Raw genomic sequence first — 15444 nt, 5'->3', positions numbered from 1 at the left:
TTACTTGTTCTAGTTCAACTTTTAGTCTCTACACCTTCGTGTTACTTTTTGAACGTTCACACGCTTGGCTCGGTATTAATATAGTGTTTTACCACCTTAACCTCTACCGAATTCACCGATTTCTACGCACACATTACTGTGTGTTCGAGCATATTTATACCCGCATTACTCATTAAACCAATGGCTATTGATGTATCTTCCACAGTGTATCCTAACGCCCCTGCTACTGGTGCTGCATATTTGAAGGCTTCACCCATACCGCGAACGTCAGTATTTGCTTTAGAGCTTGTTTGTGCTAACACATCAGCAAAGTGACCGCTATCTTTAGCTTTCAAACCGAATGCTGTTAACGAGTCAGTTACGATATCGCTCACTTGTCCTAAATCTTCGCCTGAAGCTGCCGCTAACTGCATGACGCCATCGATACCGTTAAGCATATCTTTGGTATCCCACCCGGCTAAGGCCATGTAATTCAAAGCTTCTGCTGATTGACTGGCACTAAACTTAGTTTTTGCACCCATTTCCAACGCTTTATCGCGGAGTTGTTGGAATTCTCCGCTTGTTGCACCCGATGTGGCTTTAACTTTACGCATAGAGTCGTCAAAGTCTATGCTTTTCTTTGCTGCCGCACCAAAACCGGCTACAACTGGAGCAGTTACATACAAACTCATGTTACGACCAATGGACTGCATACTACGTCCGATTTCTTGGAATTTCGGTCCCCATTTCGATAAATTTGAACCGATTTTTCCCATAGAAGTATTCAAAGCACGTTGTTGCGTTTCCATCTTTTTCATTTCGTTCGTTGCTTCTTGTAACTCTCGCTCATACTTATTTAACTCTGCATAAGCTTGATTGTATTTAGCAGCAGCAGCTTGTGTTTTAGCGCTATTTTCTCCGGTTTCAGCGGATAGACGATTATATTGTGCCTTTAATTCTTTAACTTTTTGTGTTTGCAATTGTTGACGCTTAGTTAATCCCTCAACTTTCAACCTTGATTTCTCTAAAGATTTATCATAGCGTCCAAACTGTGATAAATTAGCGCTCATCTCACGCGAGACCATTCGCATTTGACGGTTTAAACCTGCAATGCCTTTATTAAAGCCTGAGCCGTCCAAGTCAACACGTATGACCATATTACCTATAGGATTTGCCATAGCGTAACCTCCTTTCTAGCCAAATATTTCTGCAAAACTTTTAGCCTTTTTCTTTGTTTCTACTTCCGACGCGACAATATTTAAAAAGAAGTGAATAGGCATGTTCGCGACTTTATCGGGGTCCATGCCTTCTTCAATTAACTTCTTTGCTAGTTTCATATAATTTTTATATTGTCCCTCTGGTGTAAGGTCATCAGGGTCTATTTCGTGTTCTCGGTCACGAACTTTTTTGTTTCGTCCACATCTCCTGCAATTAGTGAGCCTAGAACTTCAGAAAGCGTCTCAAAACCTTTATCCCCGCTTTCTAAACCTTTTTGTAATTCTTCTGATGTGAATTGATTGCCAAACATTTCTGCAATAAAAGTCGTAATTTCTTCAATCGCATCAAACATTTCAAGCATTCTCTTCTCTTGTTCTTGCAACTTGTCGTTGTATTCTGCTTTTTCTGTTTCTGATAAACTTGCGTATTCTTCTTCCGTCAACTCTTTAAAATCAGAATCCGCGTAAAAGTTTTGCATTTTTTTTGCTAATTTAGTCCCTTGAATTGTGTCGAATAGTGTAATGATTGGTTTTGCTAAGTATTTTTTTGTCTGTGGTTTACCTGCTTTTGTGTATCCAGTAATTAATTCAATTGATGGTCTCGCCATATTAGATTCCTACTTTCATTTTTTTATTTTTGCGCAAAAATAAAAGAGGGGTAGCCCCCTCTTAAATTAGATAGATTGTACTTCGTCTTGTACTTCGACACTAATAGTGTCACTTTGGTTACCTGATGTAGCTGTAACTACACCGCGTCCTACTGCTTTAGCCGTAACTAAACCACTGTTATTCACACTGATGAACTGACTACCTTCCGTTACTCGATAAGTAACTGTTTTGCCCACAGGAGCAGTAGTAACTACTAATTGTTCAGTTTTACCTTTCTTAATTGTAGTAGATTCTTTGGAAAGTGTTACACTTCTAACGCTTTCCTCATTCTGCTTTCCCGGCATCGCTTTTTCCACCGATTCCATTTCTAGATCCTGATTCAAATCTTTGATAAATTCATCAAACGTTTTACCAAATGTTTCAGTGAAAACGTAGTCGCGTCCTTTATGTTCGCCTTTTTTGTCGAATCCAGTTACATGTGATGATTCATCAAACAAACGGTCAACAAATGAGCCTTCAACCTCATCATTTTGGAATTCAACTTTGTCTTGTTTAGTTTGTCCGCTTAATGACGGGCGTGTGAATTTACCTTTGAATAAACCGACCCATTCAGATGAACCATCGTGATTTGTACGTTCAAACACAACTGCCACGTCTGGCGGAATATCGTTTGCACCATATTTAAAACCGCCTTCACCTTTTTTAGCACCTGCCAAAAACGCTTTTTGCTCAGCCGGAATCGATACGAACGTCGTTTTAACTGATAATTTACCGTTTGAAACGGCAGTTGCAGCAACAATGTTGTCACCGTACTCTTCTTCAGTCTCTTGTGGACGGTCAACTTCGATTTCTTTCAAGAATCGTGTGCGATGTCCGCCTTTAACTTCCCATTCTTTATCTGTATCAGTTTCGATCGGCGCCCAATAAAAGTTAGTTACACCAATAGCGATACCAGATACGCCAGTTGATTCTGCAAAATGTTGCAAGTTTAATTTTAATTTTTCCATTAATCTTCCTCCTAAATTAAAAGAGAACCGTTTGCACGAATAATTTCCCGAAACGTCTGAGTCTCGACTTCGTACAAAGGTTCTCTATAATAAGTTTTGAAATTTATATCTTTTAATGCTTGTACAATCAATTCTGCTTGCTCGTATGGCTCGTCTGATGACCACCAAATGTCTATTTGAAAGTCATACTCTCTCGTTAATTCGGTATCATCAGCATATTCATCAGAGTGATAGGGTAGCGGAACAATCCTTACAATAGGCTTGTCAGTATGTGTGTGGAAGTTTTGAGGTACGACATACCTAAAAACATTATCATCAATGGTTATATCTTCGTTTTGAACAATGGTATCGTAAATCAGTTCTGTAATATTCATTTATTCAACCTCCTAAAAGCAGTAGACATCGCTTTAAATACTGTATCTCTGTTTGCTTTTTCTGTTTTTGTAATGAATAACTGTGGTTGTTGATACATTGTTCCAAACTCTGTCGCATGTATACGATGCGCATAACCTTTTGTATAACCGATCGTCACATAACTTTCTCCGCTGTCTTTATCTGTTTTTACATTAGATACTGATATATGGTCTTTAGCGTGTTTATTTCTATCGCTCAATGGCGTGTTTTTTCTTAAAGCGGGTATCAATGACATTGCTCCTGCAAGCAATACACGCTTTTGATTAGCCTTGAAATTAAGTTGTTGACGCATAAGACCTTGTTCTATATCGTTTCTACTAATTTTTGCGGGCATCAAATCACGACCTTACAATAAATACGTATGAATGATTTATCTTGATAATCCTTTTTGACATAAACCACATCATAACGATTACCATCATGCAATACGTAATGCTTATTTGTTGGATTATAATCACCGCGTGGATCGCGTATAATAATTGTTTTGATGAATTCTGTACTGTTTTGAATACTCGTCTGTGTGTCAGACTCTTTCGCGTCTTGTACAGATGCATAACAACTATATAACTCTTTTGTAATTGGTTTTTGCGGTAATCCTTTTATCGACTTACTGATATCTTCATAAAACGTTACACGCTCATTTAATCTATTCGAATCGAACCGCATATGCGTCCCTCAATTTATGCACTACACTCAAAACCATATGCGGTGCATAGTCTAATTTCCGCTCAGTATAAGCGATTCGATTTTCATAATAATAAGCAGTGAGCGGGAATATAGCAGCTTTAAAAAGCGGTTGCGTTTCTAACCAATTAAGGTCATCAGTGATTGCTGCTGCTATATCCTGTTTTGCCCACTCGTAATACATTTCCAGTAAGTCGTTTTCAAAATTATGGTCGATTTTACAATGCTTTTTTAATAGTTCGAGATCAATCACTGCAATCACCTACTTATTATCAATGCGTTCTAGAATGCCGTTTTTAGGTTTCAAATTCTCATTGACTTCTTTTGCACGCTTTACAGTCATTTCAACCACATCATTTACATTCAGAACACGAGAGAGCTGTTTGTCTTTATAGCTAGTCAATACTTTGTATTTAGCCATTGTTTAGCCACTCCTTTAGATTGATTGAACTTCTTCTTCTTGCGGTTTAGGGTCTTTATAATCAATAACAATTGCGGATTTGTAATCTAAAATACGTACGTCTTGACGCACTGCAACCATTAAACACTCACCAAAGTGCATGTAATCTGTCCAAGCCGCTTGATATTGAGAACGGTCGAATAACACTAATGCGTCTTTTAAGTTACCGAAAATAAGTTTTTCGTTACCTTTTTCTCCAAGCATTTCATCTGGTAAAATCTCAATTTTAGCGCCTAATAAGCGTTGTTGAGATTTCTCTTTCACATCAGGTTGGATTAAGTAGTTACCTAACAAGTCTTTCGCTTTGTCTAATTTTGCGAACATTGTTTGTGATACGATTGCAACGTTGTGTTCGTAATTCGGTTTGATGTGTAAGTTAACAGCGTCTTTTAATCCATCGATACCAGTAGCAGGGATTGTTTCTAATTTAGTTTGTTCGCCTTTTTCACCTTTACCACCTTTTTGGATTACATCGATGATTGCTTTGTTACGTGTTGCTGCGATTGTACGTGCTAACCACAATTTCAATTCTTGTAACACGTTGATTTTGCTATCTTCGATTGCTTCTCGAGAAATTCGGAAATATCCACGACGTGTTTTGATGTCGTAAGCTAACTCAAAGAAAGGTTTTACAGCAAGTTCAGGGTTTTCTGCAAGTTCTTCAACTTCCGGTAACGCTGCAACTTCTGATTGACGTACTACTGGATATTTACCTGATCCATTAGTAACTTTTTTAATTGTTACATACTTATCTAAGTTGAATTCAACTTCTTTCAACTTTAAGATGTCTGTAACGATTTCTTCGGGGATTACTACAAAGCCTGAGTCAGTTTTTAATGAACCACCTTTAATGTCGTTACGTGATTCAAGATAAGCTGTAAAATCACGAACTTCTTGTGACGTTACTTTAGTTTCGGGAATAACACCTAAATCAAAAGCGTTGAAATTTTGTGAGCGAGTAGAACGTTCGTCAGTAGCCGTTACTGTATCTGATTCTGTGTTATCGTCCTCGTCTTTTAATGAGGCAAGTTCTTCTTCTTTCGCTTTTAATTCTGAACGTAAGTTAGAGATTTCTTCTTCCAACTGTTCAGCTTTCTCCAATTCATCATTATCAAGTGCGCGTGTTGCAAATTTAACTTTTAAATCAATTTGACGCTTGGTATCTTCAATTTTTCCAAGCAAGATTTGAATTTTGTCCATTTATTTTCCTCCTAAAATTTTGCATAAAAAATAGACGTCTAAAACGTCTTATGGTTGTATTTTTTACGGTGTTCAACTTCACCGAATTTTTAATTTTTCAATTCTTTGTCTAATTTCGTTTTTGCGTTTTTCATGTTCGAAGTTCTCAATGCTTCTCAATGCAGGTTTTACGTCTGTATCTTTATAAGCGGGATAAGTTACAACAGACACATCTGTAAGTTCTCGGATTGCCTTTAATGTACGTTTGTAAATACCTTCTTTTTCATCGAAACGCATTTCATCGCCGTCGCTATCAAGCATAAAACCAAATGAACATTGGTTAATATTGCCCACTCGCATGTTTTCATATAGATCACGCGCAAATGTTGTGTTTGGTAACTTACAACGATATTTCAAACCTGTGTCATCAATAGTTAAATCGAGTGTACCCGCCGTCGTCCTACCGATAATTTGAGATGGTAAGTGGTCGACTAAACAACGTACGTCTGATAAATCAGTGTTTTCTAATGCTTGTTTTGAGATAGTTTCTTTAAAACCACCTAAATTTTCTGACCATGTGTCGAATTTTAAAGCATAGCCCTCGATAAACATGTCATTATCATCATTAGAACGAACCTCAACGATATTACCTGTTCTCGTCTCCTTCTCCATTTTCCTCACCACCTTTCAATTTATTATCAGTGCCACGTGATTTATTCATCTGATAATCATCAACCATTTCAATGTTGACGTGATTTAAATCAACACGGTGGATACTACCATAACCGCCTGGAACGGGTGGTAATCCATCACGTATACGCACTTCATCGATATTCGTTTTACCACTATCAAGATTAATCTTATCAATCTCAGCTTGTGTTTTCTCATCAACAACACGTATTTCAGTTGTATCAAACTTGAACTCTCGTATAACGTCAGTAAATTCATCGTTAAACTTGAAGTTCAACTCGGCACATACACACGTTGTATAAGGTTTAAGTGTGGATAGATAGTCTAAATTTGCGTCTGTAATGCTCATATTCGTTGTTTCAATACCAAATTTATGCAACGGTATGCCAAACACGCCTGCAATCTCACGTGTGGATGATTTATTTTCACGAATCAATTTCAAAACTTCAGTATCAACTTCTAATTGATCAAAAGTCATCGATTCATCTAATACAACAACCTTACCTGCTTGTTTTGTACCACTAAATGCTTTGTGAAACTCTGTTCTAGCTCTCTCGCGTGCTTTTTTATCATTAAGCACACCTTTCATCTTGAGTATTCCGCCTGCATGTGTACCGTTTCTTAAAAAGTTGTTTAGAAAGTCTTTACCGTTATTATCAGAATCAATAGTCTTGCTCAATGTATCAAGTAACGACAATCCGTTAATACCATCTAGCGAGTAGAATTTAATATCAAGCATATCTTCGAATTTGATTTTGCGTGATGTCGATTTTCCGTTATCATCTATTTTTTTAAATTCATAAAAATAACGACCAGATGGACTCAATTTCAACTCGATTTCAGATGTCTTACGAAACGCAAGATTAACTGGGTTCCCTTTGTTATCTCTCGATATTTCGACATATCCATGCGATGTAAGTAGAGAGTTAGCAAACACGACTAACTTAAAAATATAGCCGTTATAAAAAGGATTAGGACGTATATTTAAAAGTTTTGTGATTTTGTTATTAAAATCAATCTCGCCATTATTCGTTAAGCGAATCGGCATACGCGCTAAATCAGATGCAATCATCATGACAGCGGTAAAAATATCACTGTGTTGTATAGCTTCAACGTCTGTATAGCTCCGTATCGGTTGCCCTTGAAAGCCTGGTAAAGTTTGTACCATCATCTGCAAATCATCTTCGTTATACTGTAATTCACGTTTTTCTCTGTAGAAAATACCCAATCAATTTACCTCCTTTCTTTAGATTCACGGTCAATAATCAGCGCGATTAAAATAAGGAACGAACCTGTAACAATTAAACCAATTACAAGTCCATAACCAAAATAAACTGCAATATTAACCGTAATCAATCCCAATAAAAAAAGGATACCAACAATGTTAGCAACCAGTAACTTTAAAAACGTATATATTTTATCAAAATTCATGATGCCACCTCCTAAAAACCAAACTCATCACTTTCATAAATAGATGACCAATCCGTCTCGAACTCATGCATTCTCGCCTCACTAAATGCAGTAATGACCGAAATAATAGGGTCAATCTTTTGCCTGTTCAATTTCTTATTGATTTTTACATTATCTTCACCATCGTACATCAATACCGCGTTATTAACTGCAACAGTAAGAAGATGATTTCCAAAATGACGTACCTTTTTATCTGCTACCCACATTCTAAATTGCTTGATAGTTTGCGATAGACTTTTAAAGCTTTGCCCAACTTCGATCAATGGCCAGTCAATCATCATTGTTTCCAAACTTGTGATAAACGACTGCGCATTCCATGGATCATAACAAACAGCAATAACATTTAAGTCATATTCCTCAACAACTTGCAAAATGTATTCAATCACACGTTTATAATCAATCATGCCACTTTCTGATGTCGTCGTTTCCGCTTCTCCTTGATTAACTATATATTCATAATTAATCTTATCTCGCTTTGCTTTTTGTTCTAATGTGGTTCGTAAACCTATGAACGAATAACTATCGATTAAAACCGATTCATTATCGTTTGGGAAAATAAAACCAACAGAAGTCAAGTCATCTAAACGTGATAAATCGACACCAATATAAACATCACGCCCGTAAAGGTTATAGTCATTTTTATTAATTTCGACTGATTCCCATTCGCTAATATTAATCAAACTATCTTCTTTATTTGCCTGCCATAAGTTAAAGTTTTTAATCAGTATCTTGTGGAATGATGTGCCTTTTTCTAACTCATCTTGAATATCTGATTTAATATTACGTAGAATTGTATCCCTATGCTCATCAGATTCAAGTAACGGCATCGCTTTAACCCACAGTGATTCATCGTTAACTTCTTCCTCCGAGTCCATTTCAGCGCAATAAACAAAGTAATTGTCAGCTTTAACTTCTCCTGAAAGAATTTTAGCAATGTACTTATATTCTTGGTACATCTGACTATTCAAATTGTCGCCCGCTGTCGAAATTAAGAGAGTGAGAGGGTTCTTCTGTAATGTCATACCTGTTTTAAAACGTGAATACATCTCATCGTCCGGCATACTCGCCAGCTCGTCTAAAATTGCGACAGTTGGGTCTTTACCGTCCACAGCATCAGGATTGTTTGATAGTGGCTCAAATACGCTTTCTGACGCAATGTGTGCTAAATCAGTTTTACGAACGTCAGTAGATTTACGGATATAATCACTTTGCGAACGCAATAACTTGATTTGTTGACTAGCCATTTTAAAAATAGTTTGTGCTTGCTTATAAGTAGAAGATGATACGTAAATTTGCCGGTTATACTTAGGATATTGTCCAAAAAGTAATTCGTTTAATGAAATTCCGCTAACAGTAAGTGACTTTCCCTGTTTCCTCGACATACTAATATAGCCCTTTGTATATCGTCTGTATCTCCCATTACGACGCCAACCATAAATACTACCTACAATAAATTTTTGAAATAGCATTAGTGGCATAGGTTCGTTCGTTTTAGGGTCTGGTAACATCTCAATAAACTTAATAGCTTTGTTCGCTTTCTCAACGTCCCAATAACAACCCTCTGGCGGGTTTTTCAAATCATTTAAATGGCGTTTAGCAACAGCTATATTCTTTTTACTGGCTAATATATCGCCATTAACAACTTTTTGTGCGTAAAGAGTCGTGTAGTCAATCATTAGTCATCACTCACAAATTCTTTAAATGGGTCATCATCTTCTTTTTCTTCAGGCACAACGATACGCAAACGACTATCAATCGTTAATCCTAATGTGTTTGCTGCTTGTTGCATTCGAGTTCCTGCTTTTTCTTTTGCAGTGAATGCAGGATTGACCTTTGAACCCTTTTCCGTTTCAATAACCACACCGCCTGTTCTAGTTATCAACTCACTCGCTTGTACAAAATCACTATAGAAACTACAATACTGTGCTAGTTGTGCTTGATCTAAATTAGAAATAGGCAATTCTTGCATGTAAGGAATTACACGTCGATATTCTTCTTTTGCAATATCGTCTAAAAAGTCGGGTGGTTCAGCGTTTATCTTTGAAAACTTACTTAATTCGGCTTCTTGCTTTTCTTTTTCTAAAATTTCTTCTTTGGTGTTATTTCTAGTTGAATTATTGAGCAGTTTTTTAGGTCTACCGGCCATAAATTAGCACCTCCTACTAAAAATTAAATAATATTGGGAAATCTTTGAGAAGAAGAGTGGGCGCCGTTCTCTTGTCCCTTTCACCCCACCCCCGTCAATTGCTGCGGGGGACTTCTCTCTTCGTTTTCTTGTTGTGGCATTCGTTGCACAATGGTTGTAAATTGTTTTTGTCTAATCTTTTCGACCAATCTACTTTTGTCGGTATAATATGGTCTACAACGTCCGCTTGTCGCCCACACGATTTACATAAGTAATGATTTTCTATCATCACTAATTCACGCATATTCTGCCACTGTTTTGATTTATAGAACCTTAAATATTCTGGATCATTACGCTGTCGTACATCGTTGTATTTATCGTTTGTGTACGTTTTGTGCTTATCACAATAACGTTCGTTGTGACTAATTAATGTATTGCATGTTGGGTGATTACACCGTCTCATGATTGCCAATACAATCACCTTCCAATGTCTTTAATATCTACTACTAAATCGTTTGTTTGGTTAGCAATTAATACTTGATTACCAATCACATCATGTACGATATACTTCTGTTTATTAAAAGTAACCGCATCACCTTTGTTAATCACTTTGTGTAACTCAGGTTGATAGCTATTCACATTCAATCCTGCAACAGTATCTAGCGAGATGTTATTTAATGTAGCTATACATGTGATATGTTCTAACGCATCACCTAGTACTAACGTTAAACGATCTATATCGTTATCATCTAATTGATATACATTAGATAACTCACCAACCGAATGCATCAACAAAAGCAAGTGTGATTGTTTGTCTGACGGTTTCTTAAGTGATTGGTATTTGTTCAGCTCCATTGTTTACCTCCAAACAAAAAGGACCAGGAATATATCCCAGTCCTCGAATAATATAGTATGTCTTTGATTTCCACACTACTATAATATCATTAAATAATACGCTCTATGCACACGCTACGCACACAGTTATTTCATTCCTACTTCCAATGCGACAGCCTTTACAAAGTTCTTTCTTATCTTACCAGCTGTATTTCTATGCATATGACATTCATCAGCAATGTGTTCCATCTTATACTTTTTAGATGCCCAGTATTTCAGATAAATAACTTTCTTGTATTCATCTGATAGTTTGCTATACGTGCGTTCGATTGCTTGTACCATCTCTTCTTGGTTACGCAGCATCTTATTAGTCATTAACCGCGTTGCCATAATTTCTGTTGTTCTTGCAGGTTCTCCTGACTGAAGCGGACCATAGATGATATTATTATCGACGGGTTGAGTTGGATTAAGTATTTCTAATCGCAACCGTTGAATGTCTTGCTTTGTATGTTCAAGATTATATATTTCTGATTCTATATAGCGAAATGTTCCAGGTTTAATATCAGTCATGTTCTCCTCCGTTATTTATATTTTTTAATAAAGCGTTCAAACTCTTTAGCATCGACATCGTCTTTAAACTTAACGCTTAAATAGATATTGGTATACTTTAGGGTCTCGTTCTCTTTACGTAACAGACTATTGTCTGCCAATACTATCAATACTATTAATCCGAGTATTACCGATATGATAATCCACATTAGTACGACACCTCCGCACGAATATTATTTAAATCGATATGATCGTATAGGTTAAATGTGTCTATGTCGTCATTAGCAGTACGTTTGATATAGTATTGATAAGCGACATAGAGAATCACTGCGCTTGTGATGATGTATTTCATTGCTTGTCACCTTTCCAATTTTTAAATTCATTTCTAAAATCTTTGAAACCCTTTGACACTAATCGAAGAGCGTCAAATAAAATCTGTCGTCTATACGTCCTTAACGCTTCCTCTTTACTTTCTGCTAACACAACTGTAAACTTCTGATTCTCCCTAGCTTTAGTCACTTCAGTAAAGCTTTGACCTGTTGAGTCTGTGAATGTAGTAATTAAATACTGTGTCACTTCCCAAGCACCTCTTTCACTCTAGTTAGTATGTCTTTTTTAAAGTGGTCGAATTCGACCTGTTTAGACGTATCCTTTGTCTGCGTCTGCTGTTCCGTCTTGTCTTGCATGGTTACGCTCCATTTTCTTTTTGTATGCTGTGATAAGGTCGTCGATAGTGTAGTATTGGATTGCAATTGCAAACGGTAAAAATAATTGGACATTAAACCACCCAGTATATAATGCATCTATACCATTCATAAATTCATAAACAATATCTTTATCATTGAAGTTTACATCTATATTTTCAATATATTCGTGATAATCCCCATCTTCGATATAATCTAAAATATGATTAATATCGCTTACTTGTTGATTCGCAATGCTCAACCCAAATGCTAACAAGTCAGCAAGTTCATCAAGTTGTGTTTCTAAAGGTTTGCCTGGTTTCTTTTTCCAATTTTTAAACGTCTCCAACGTGTTAAACCATTCGAAAAACTCAACCACGTATGCAATCTTGCTATCATCTAGGTTTAATGTCGGTATTCTATCGTCGAATTCGTTTTGTATCGTTAGTAATTCTTCTAACTGTTCTACTGTTAATTGATTAGTCATTGTTTGTTTCCTCCTTGTTTTAATTGTTAATTAGTCCGAATAATCTATTAATATCTTCATGAGTATGTCCGTCCCATTTTGGCGCTTTTTCTACTTCCTTAACATTGTAAATATCCCAATACTCTAAATCATAGTGATATGTGTAATGTCCTTGTGGTGTTGTGATGCCAACAATAAACATTCCGTCAAACATTGTTCCGTCATCATGTTGTTTCGATTTCCAAGCTTTTCCTTTATATGTGTTCAGGATTACTGCAAATAGAACTGCTCTATCGTGATACAATTGTCCGAAAGTATGATAACCGTCTGATATGTCTTCTGTACTGATTATATTTTTTTCCTTTAATTGTTGAATGTGAATGTTTAAATCATTAGTGGCAAATTCTTCCATCTCACTCGTCCTCCATTTCATCTAAAAACTCTTGTAGGTGTGTAGTATCTTCCAAAATATCCATCATATACAAGAATGATAATTTTTGTTGTTCTTTTACTACATTTCTTTCATGCGTAGGCAGTGAAATATCACGCTTGTATGATTCAAAATATTCCTTCCTTAAAGAGCCCCAAATTTCCTTATAATGTTCTTTCTGTTGTTGTAACTTAGCATTATCTTGAATAATTTTGTGGTTACTTACAATAAGCTCATCGCATTCTTTGCGCAAGTCATCACGCTGCATACGCAGGTTAGCTATGTCTTTTATAAGTGAATCTCGTTCTGATTTAACCTGTTCGATTGTATATTCCATTTTTGAGAGTCTGCCTAATAATTTTTTCATGTTTATTCCACCAATTTTCCGTCTTTCCAAACTAACGTTAGCGTCCCATCATCGTGTATAAGGTAGAAAGTTTTAGTAGTAACATTTTCTTCAAGGGCAGATTCTTCTAGCAGGTCTTTTATAGTCTTTTCTTTTTGAGGTAAAAAAACTAATTCTCCCTCAAACTCATACACTTCTAATAAATTAGGGATTATAGTTCTCTCCGTGATTTCTTCCTCGACTTCGATAGTAAAAATTTCGTCCGGTTCTACAATCATTAAAGTTTTGAACCAACCTTTAGAGTCAAATTCCACTCTCCCACCTTTACTTCCAACAAAACCTTTATTCTTAATACCGTTCTCCCACGCCCATTCAATCGACTGTGGTAACGTCATTTGCTTTTTAGTTTTAATTTTCATCATCGTTCCTCCTTTAAAATTTCAATCACTCTTTCTGGTGTCAAATAACCTTGAACGACATCAACTTTTCCGTTCGTTATATCTGCAAGTTCATATAATCCTTGCCCAATCTCATTTCCGTGTGAAAATTTGTGTCTAACCACACTTAGCTTTTTACCTGTAACTGTCTTAAAGATATATTGAACACCATCAAACAACGGTTTATTCTCGATTAACTCAACACGACCTAAAAACGCTTGTTCTAAATTGGTACTCATCTCATACACTCCTTATTCCGTTTTACATCACGTCTCTCTACTAACATCGTTACGCGATTGTGATTCACATTAACAACAAAACCTTTTACGCCACGTTTGCATAATTCCTGATTAATTTCTGTCGCTGATTTGCCTGCTGTATCAGTGCGATAGCGTTGTCTTACACTGTTAGATAAAATCATTTATCACACCTCAAAAAAACTTAACTGTTTAGATTCTTCAAAATGTAATTCATGTTTTTTAAGATAGTCATAAAATTCTTGCTTATTATCAAACTCTAATTTCAATCTTGTGAATTTAGTTTTGAAATGACCATGCAACAAATACACACCATTAACAACGTGCATATGCGCTACTTTACGCCCGTCTTGATATAAATAACGCTTTGTACCAAAGTATTGTTTTAAGTAAGATTTTGCTTGTGGCTTGTCTGTCATTCTTTATACTCCATCTCTTTGTTATCCCAAAATTTGATAGCAAAATTTATACTTTCTTTTGCTTTTTTCAAATCTTTAATCCCATTTTTAAAAGGCGCTCTAATGATGTATTTTATTGCGTTATAGATTTGTGCTGCGACAATCGATTGTTTATACCTTTTCACAATCATATTGATAATTTTGATGGCCTCAGTACCATTTTCGAACATATAATGATGTGGTTTCTTTATTTCCGATGCTTCGTGTGTAGCAACTTCCGTGCTGCTTGGAATCAGGTACCACTCTGTGTCTTCATCGATAATAGTAAAGCTACCGTCTTTAAATTCGACTTTCGCATTTTTACCGTATTCGCCCACGCTGGCAACTGTTCCATTCTCAAAATATGGCTCATAAACCCATTTCTCATCATCTGCATCTCTCATACGTTGTGAACCAAATACAACTTGCACCTCATCACCGATTTTCAATTCTTTAATTTCCATTAATTACGCCCCCTTACCGGTTTACTGACTGCTTTATCAACAGGCCAATTTAACCCAAATATCCTGTTGTATACGTCGCTGCGTTTTAATCCGTTCTTTTCCATAGCTTTAACTTGGTCATCAGTTAATACAATTCGTCTGTCTACGCTTCTAATTTTCATCTCCACATCACCTTGCTAAGTAAATAATTGTAAAATCTGCTTGGTTTAACGAACTGCGGATATTTATCTAAGTGCGATTTATCTTTGCGACTGTTTTTATATTTTCGATAAGCGCTTTTTGTTTTCAGCTCGTCATAGTAGTCAACTGTTGTTTCTGTATACTTCTGTGCTTTCTTTCCAAAAATACAATTCATGATTAGCCCTCCTCGATAATTTTCAGGGCATCTTCCACACTGTATGCGACGCCTGCAATAGCACCGTTACGTTTAACAACTTCTATAAAGTGTTTTTGCACCTCTCTAACTTTGCCACCTGGTTTTTTTACTTCAATAAAAAATATTCTTCCGTCTGGTCTAAAACCGAATAGGTCACAAAAACCTGGCGGCAACCCTGTATCAAAGATTCTTCCATCTGCTGTTTTTACTTTTCCAACATTAGCCCTGAAAATCATATTATTTTTTGACACTGCGATTCTGATTAAGTTTTGAATGTCTTGTTCTGTCATTTGTATCCTCCGTAATAGTTGGAAGGGTTTAGGAGTAGTTA

The 15444-nt window shown here is 36.3% G+C and carries 30 protein-coding genes and 1 pseudogene; all 31 read right to left on the bottom strand.

Annotation, left to right across the window (positions count from 1 at the left end; all coding sequences use genetic code 11):
* Positions 1-158 precede the first annotated feature (158 nt).
* Positions 159-1157, bottom strand: a pseudogene (locus GZH82_RS05665) (phage tail tape measure protein); the annotation flags it as partial.
* Positions 1158-1172: 15 nt separating this feature from the next.
* The gene (gpGT, locus tag GZH82_RS13920; RefSeq protein ID WP_164905402.1) at positions 1173-1316 is read right to left on the bottom strand and encodes a phage tail assembly chaperone GT; all 144 of its coding nucleotides are present in this window, start codon (positions 1314-1316) and stop codon (positions 1173-1175) included.
* 41 nt (positions 1317-1357) lie between these two features.
* Complete coding sequence (gene gpG, locus GZH82_RS05660; RefSeq protein WP_162681659.1) at positions 1358-1804, bottom strand: phage tail assembly chaperone G; 447 nt, start codon at positions 1802-1804, stop codon at positions 1358-1360.
* A 66-nt stretch (positions 1805-1870) separates the two neighbouring features.
* Positions 1871-2812 carry a major tail protein gene (locus GZH82_RS05655; RefSeq protein ID WP_162681658.1) on the bottom strand — a complete coding sequence of 314 codons (942 nt, stop codon included), beginning with the start codon at positions 2810-2812 and terminating at the stop codon, positions 1871-1873.
* Positions 2813-2823: 11 nt separating this feature from the next.
* Complete coding sequence (locus tag GZH82_RS05650; protein ID WP_162681657.1) at positions 2824-3186, bottom strand: hypothetical protein; 363 nt, start codon at positions 3184-3186, stop codon at positions 2824-2826.
* Positions 3183-3560, bottom strand: coding sequence for an HK97-gp10 family putative phage morphogenesis protein (locus tag GZH82_RS05645; protein WP_162681656.1), 378 nt, complete (start codon positions 3558-3560; stop codon positions 3183-3185). Before GZH82_RS05645 ends, GZH82_RS05650 begins: the two co-directional genes overlap by 4 nt.
* Positions 3560-3892: a phage head completion protein gene (locus GZH82_RS05640; protein ID WP_162681655.1), complete on the bottom strand. Its 333-nt coding sequence runs from the start codon at positions 3890-3892 to the stop codon at positions 3560-3562. The genes GZH82_RS05645 and GZH82_RS05640 overlap by 1 nt, the downstream gene beginning before the upstream one ends.
* Complete coding sequence (locus GZH82_RS05635) at positions 3873-4163, bottom strand: head-tail connector protein (protein ID WP_162681654.1); 291 nt, start codon at positions 4161-4163, stop codon at positions 3873-3875. The genes GZH82_RS05640 and GZH82_RS05635 overlap by 20 nt, the downstream gene beginning before the upstream one ends.
* A gap of 9 nt (positions 4164-4172) precedes the next feature.
* On the bottom strand, positions 4173-4331 hold the full coding sequence (locus GZH82_RS13915) for a hypothetical protein (protein ID WP_203232855.1): 159 nt from the start codon (positions 4329-4331) through the stop codon (positions 4173-4175).
* A 15-nt stretch (positions 4332-4346) separates the two neighbouring features.
* On the bottom strand, positions 4347-5570 hold the full coding sequence (locus GZH82_RS05630) for a phage major capsid protein (RefSeq protein ID WP_162681653.1): 1224 nt from the start codon (positions 5568-5570) through the stop codon (positions 4347-4349).
* A gap of 78 nt (positions 5571-5648) precedes the next feature.
* Entirely contained in the window at positions 5649-6221 is a 573-nt protein-coding gene (locus tag GZH82_RS05625; protein ID WP_162681652.1) for an HK97 family phage prohead protease, read from the bottom strand.
* Positions 6196-7467 carry a phage portal protein gene (locus GZH82_RS05620; protein ID WP_203232854.1) on the bottom strand — a complete coding sequence of 424 codons (1272 nt, stop codon included), beginning with the start codon at positions 7465-7467 and terminating at the stop codon, positions 6196-6198. The genes GZH82_RS05625 and GZH82_RS05620 overlap by 26 nt, the downstream gene beginning before the upstream one ends.
* A gap of 5 nt (positions 7468-7472) precedes the next feature.
* A complete protein-coding gene (locus GZH82_RS05615; RefSeq protein WP_162681651.1) occupies positions 7473-7670 on the bottom strand; it encodes a hypothetical protein in 198 nt (65 codons plus the stop codon).
* Between the two features lie 11 nt (positions 7671-7681).
* The gene (locus GZH82_RS05610; RefSeq protein WP_162681650.1) at positions 7682-9385 is read right to left on the bottom strand and encodes a terminase large subunit; all 1704 of its coding nucleotides are present in this window, start codon (positions 9383-9385) and stop codon (positions 7682-7684) included.
* Positions 9385-9855: a phage terminase small subunit P27 family gene (locus GZH82_RS05605; RefSeq protein WP_162681649.1), complete on the bottom strand. Its 471-nt coding sequence runs from the start codon at positions 9853-9855 to the stop codon at positions 9385-9387. Before GZH82_RS05605 ends, GZH82_RS05610 begins: the two co-directional genes overlap by 1 nt.
* Positions 9856-9949: 94 nt before the next feature.
* Entirely contained in the window at positions 9950-10306 is a 357-nt protein-coding gene (locus GZH82_RS05600; protein ID WP_162681648.1) for an HNH endonuclease, read from the bottom strand.
* 5 nt (positions 10307-10311) lie between these two features.
* Entirely contained in the window at positions 10312-10689 is a 378-nt protein-coding gene (locus GZH82_RS05595; protein WP_162681647.1) for a nucleoside triphosphate pyrophosphohydrolase family protein, read from the bottom strand.
* 126 nt (positions 10690-10815) lie between these two features.
* Positions 10816-11238 (bottom strand): transcriptional regulator, encoded by a 423-nt coding sequence (locus GZH82_RS05590; protein ID WP_162681646.1) that lies wholly within the window; start codon positions 11236-11238, stop codon positions 10816-10818.
* An 11-nt stretch (positions 11239-11249) separates the two neighbouring features.
* A complete protein-coding gene (locus GZH82_RS05585) occupies positions 11250-11426 on the bottom strand; it encodes a DUF1514 family protein (RefSeq protein WP_162681645.1) in 177 nt (58 codons plus the stop codon).
* Positions 11426-11569 (bottom strand): hypothetical protein, encoded by a 144-nt coding sequence (locus GZH82_RS13910; protein WP_203232853.1) that lies wholly within the window; start codon positions 11567-11569, stop codon positions 11426-11428. The genes GZH82_RS05585 and GZH82_RS13910 overlap by 1 nt, the downstream gene beginning before the upstream one ends.
* Entirely contained in the window at positions 11566-11793 is a 228-nt protein-coding gene (locus GZH82_RS05580; protein WP_162681644.1) for a DUF1381 domain-containing protein, read from the bottom strand. The genes GZH82_RS13910 and GZH82_RS05580 overlap by 4 nt, the downstream gene beginning before the upstream one ends.
* A gap of 63 nt (positions 11794-11856) precedes the next feature.
* Positions 11857-12387 (bottom strand): dUTPase, encoded by a 531-nt coding sequence (locus GZH82_RS05575; protein WP_162681643.1) that lies wholly within the window; start codon positions 12385-12387, stop codon positions 11857-11859.
* Positions 12388-12406: 19 nt separating this feature from the next.
* Positions 12407-12778 (bottom strand): WDGH domain-containing protein, encoded by a 372-nt coding sequence (locus tag GZH82_RS05570; RefSeq protein WP_162681642.1) that lies wholly within the window; start codon positions 12776-12778, stop codon positions 12407-12409.
* A gap of 1 nt (position 12779) precedes the next feature.
* On the bottom strand, positions 12780-13163 hold the full coding sequence (locus GZH82_RS05565) for a hypothetical protein (protein WP_162681641.1): 384 nt from the start codon (positions 13161-13163) through the stop codon (positions 12780-12782).
* A 2-nt stretch (positions 13164-13165) separates the two neighbouring features.
* Entirely contained in the window at positions 13166-13564 is a 399-nt protein-coding gene (locus tag GZH82_RS05560) for a hypothetical protein (RefSeq protein WP_203232852.1), read from the bottom strand.
* Positions 13561-13818 (bottom strand): hypothetical protein, encoded by a 258-nt coding sequence (locus GZH82_RS05555; RefSeq protein ID WP_162681639.1) that lies wholly within the window; start codon positions 13816-13818, stop codon positions 13561-13563. Before GZH82_RS05555 ends, GZH82_RS05560 begins: the two co-directional genes overlap by 4 nt.
* Positions 13815-14000: a hypothetical protein gene (locus GZH82_RS05550; protein ID WP_162681638.1), complete on the bottom strand. Its 186-nt coding sequence runs from the start codon at positions 13998-14000 to the stop codon at positions 13815-13817. The genes GZH82_RS05555 and GZH82_RS05550 overlap by 4 nt, the downstream gene beginning before the upstream one ends.
* Before the next feature lie 3 nt (positions 14001-14003).
* Entirely contained in the window at positions 14004-14255 is a 252-nt protein-coding gene (locus tag GZH82_RS05545) for an SAV1978 family virulence-associated passenger protein (protein ID WP_162681637.1), read from the bottom strand.
* Positions 14252-14737, bottom strand: coding sequence for a DUF3310 domain-containing protein (locus GZH82_RS05540; protein ID WP_162681636.1), 486 nt, complete (start codon positions 14735-14737; stop codon positions 14252-14254). The genes GZH82_RS05545 and GZH82_RS05540 overlap by 4 nt, the downstream gene beginning before the upstream one ends.
* Entirely contained in the window at positions 14737-14898 is a 162-nt protein-coding gene (locus GZH82_RS13905; RefSeq protein WP_203232851.1) for a hypothetical protein, read from the bottom strand. Before GZH82_RS13905 ends, GZH82_RS05540 begins: the two co-directional genes overlap by 1 nt.
* Positions 14899-15094: 196 nt before the next feature.
* Positions 15095-15403, bottom strand: a complete 309-nt coding sequence (locus GZH82_RS05535) for a VRR-NUC domain-containing protein (RefSeq protein WP_162681635.1) — start codon at positions 15401-15403, stop codon at positions 15095-15097.
* Positions 15404-15444: the final 41 nt, after the last annotated feature.

This window comes from Staphylococcus sp. MI 10-1553 (assembly GCF_010365305.1).
Lineage (GTDB): Bacteria > Bacillota > Bacilli > Staphylococcales > Staphylococcaceae > Staphylococcus.
This window is presented reverse-complemented; position numbering and strand designations above follow the sequence as displayed.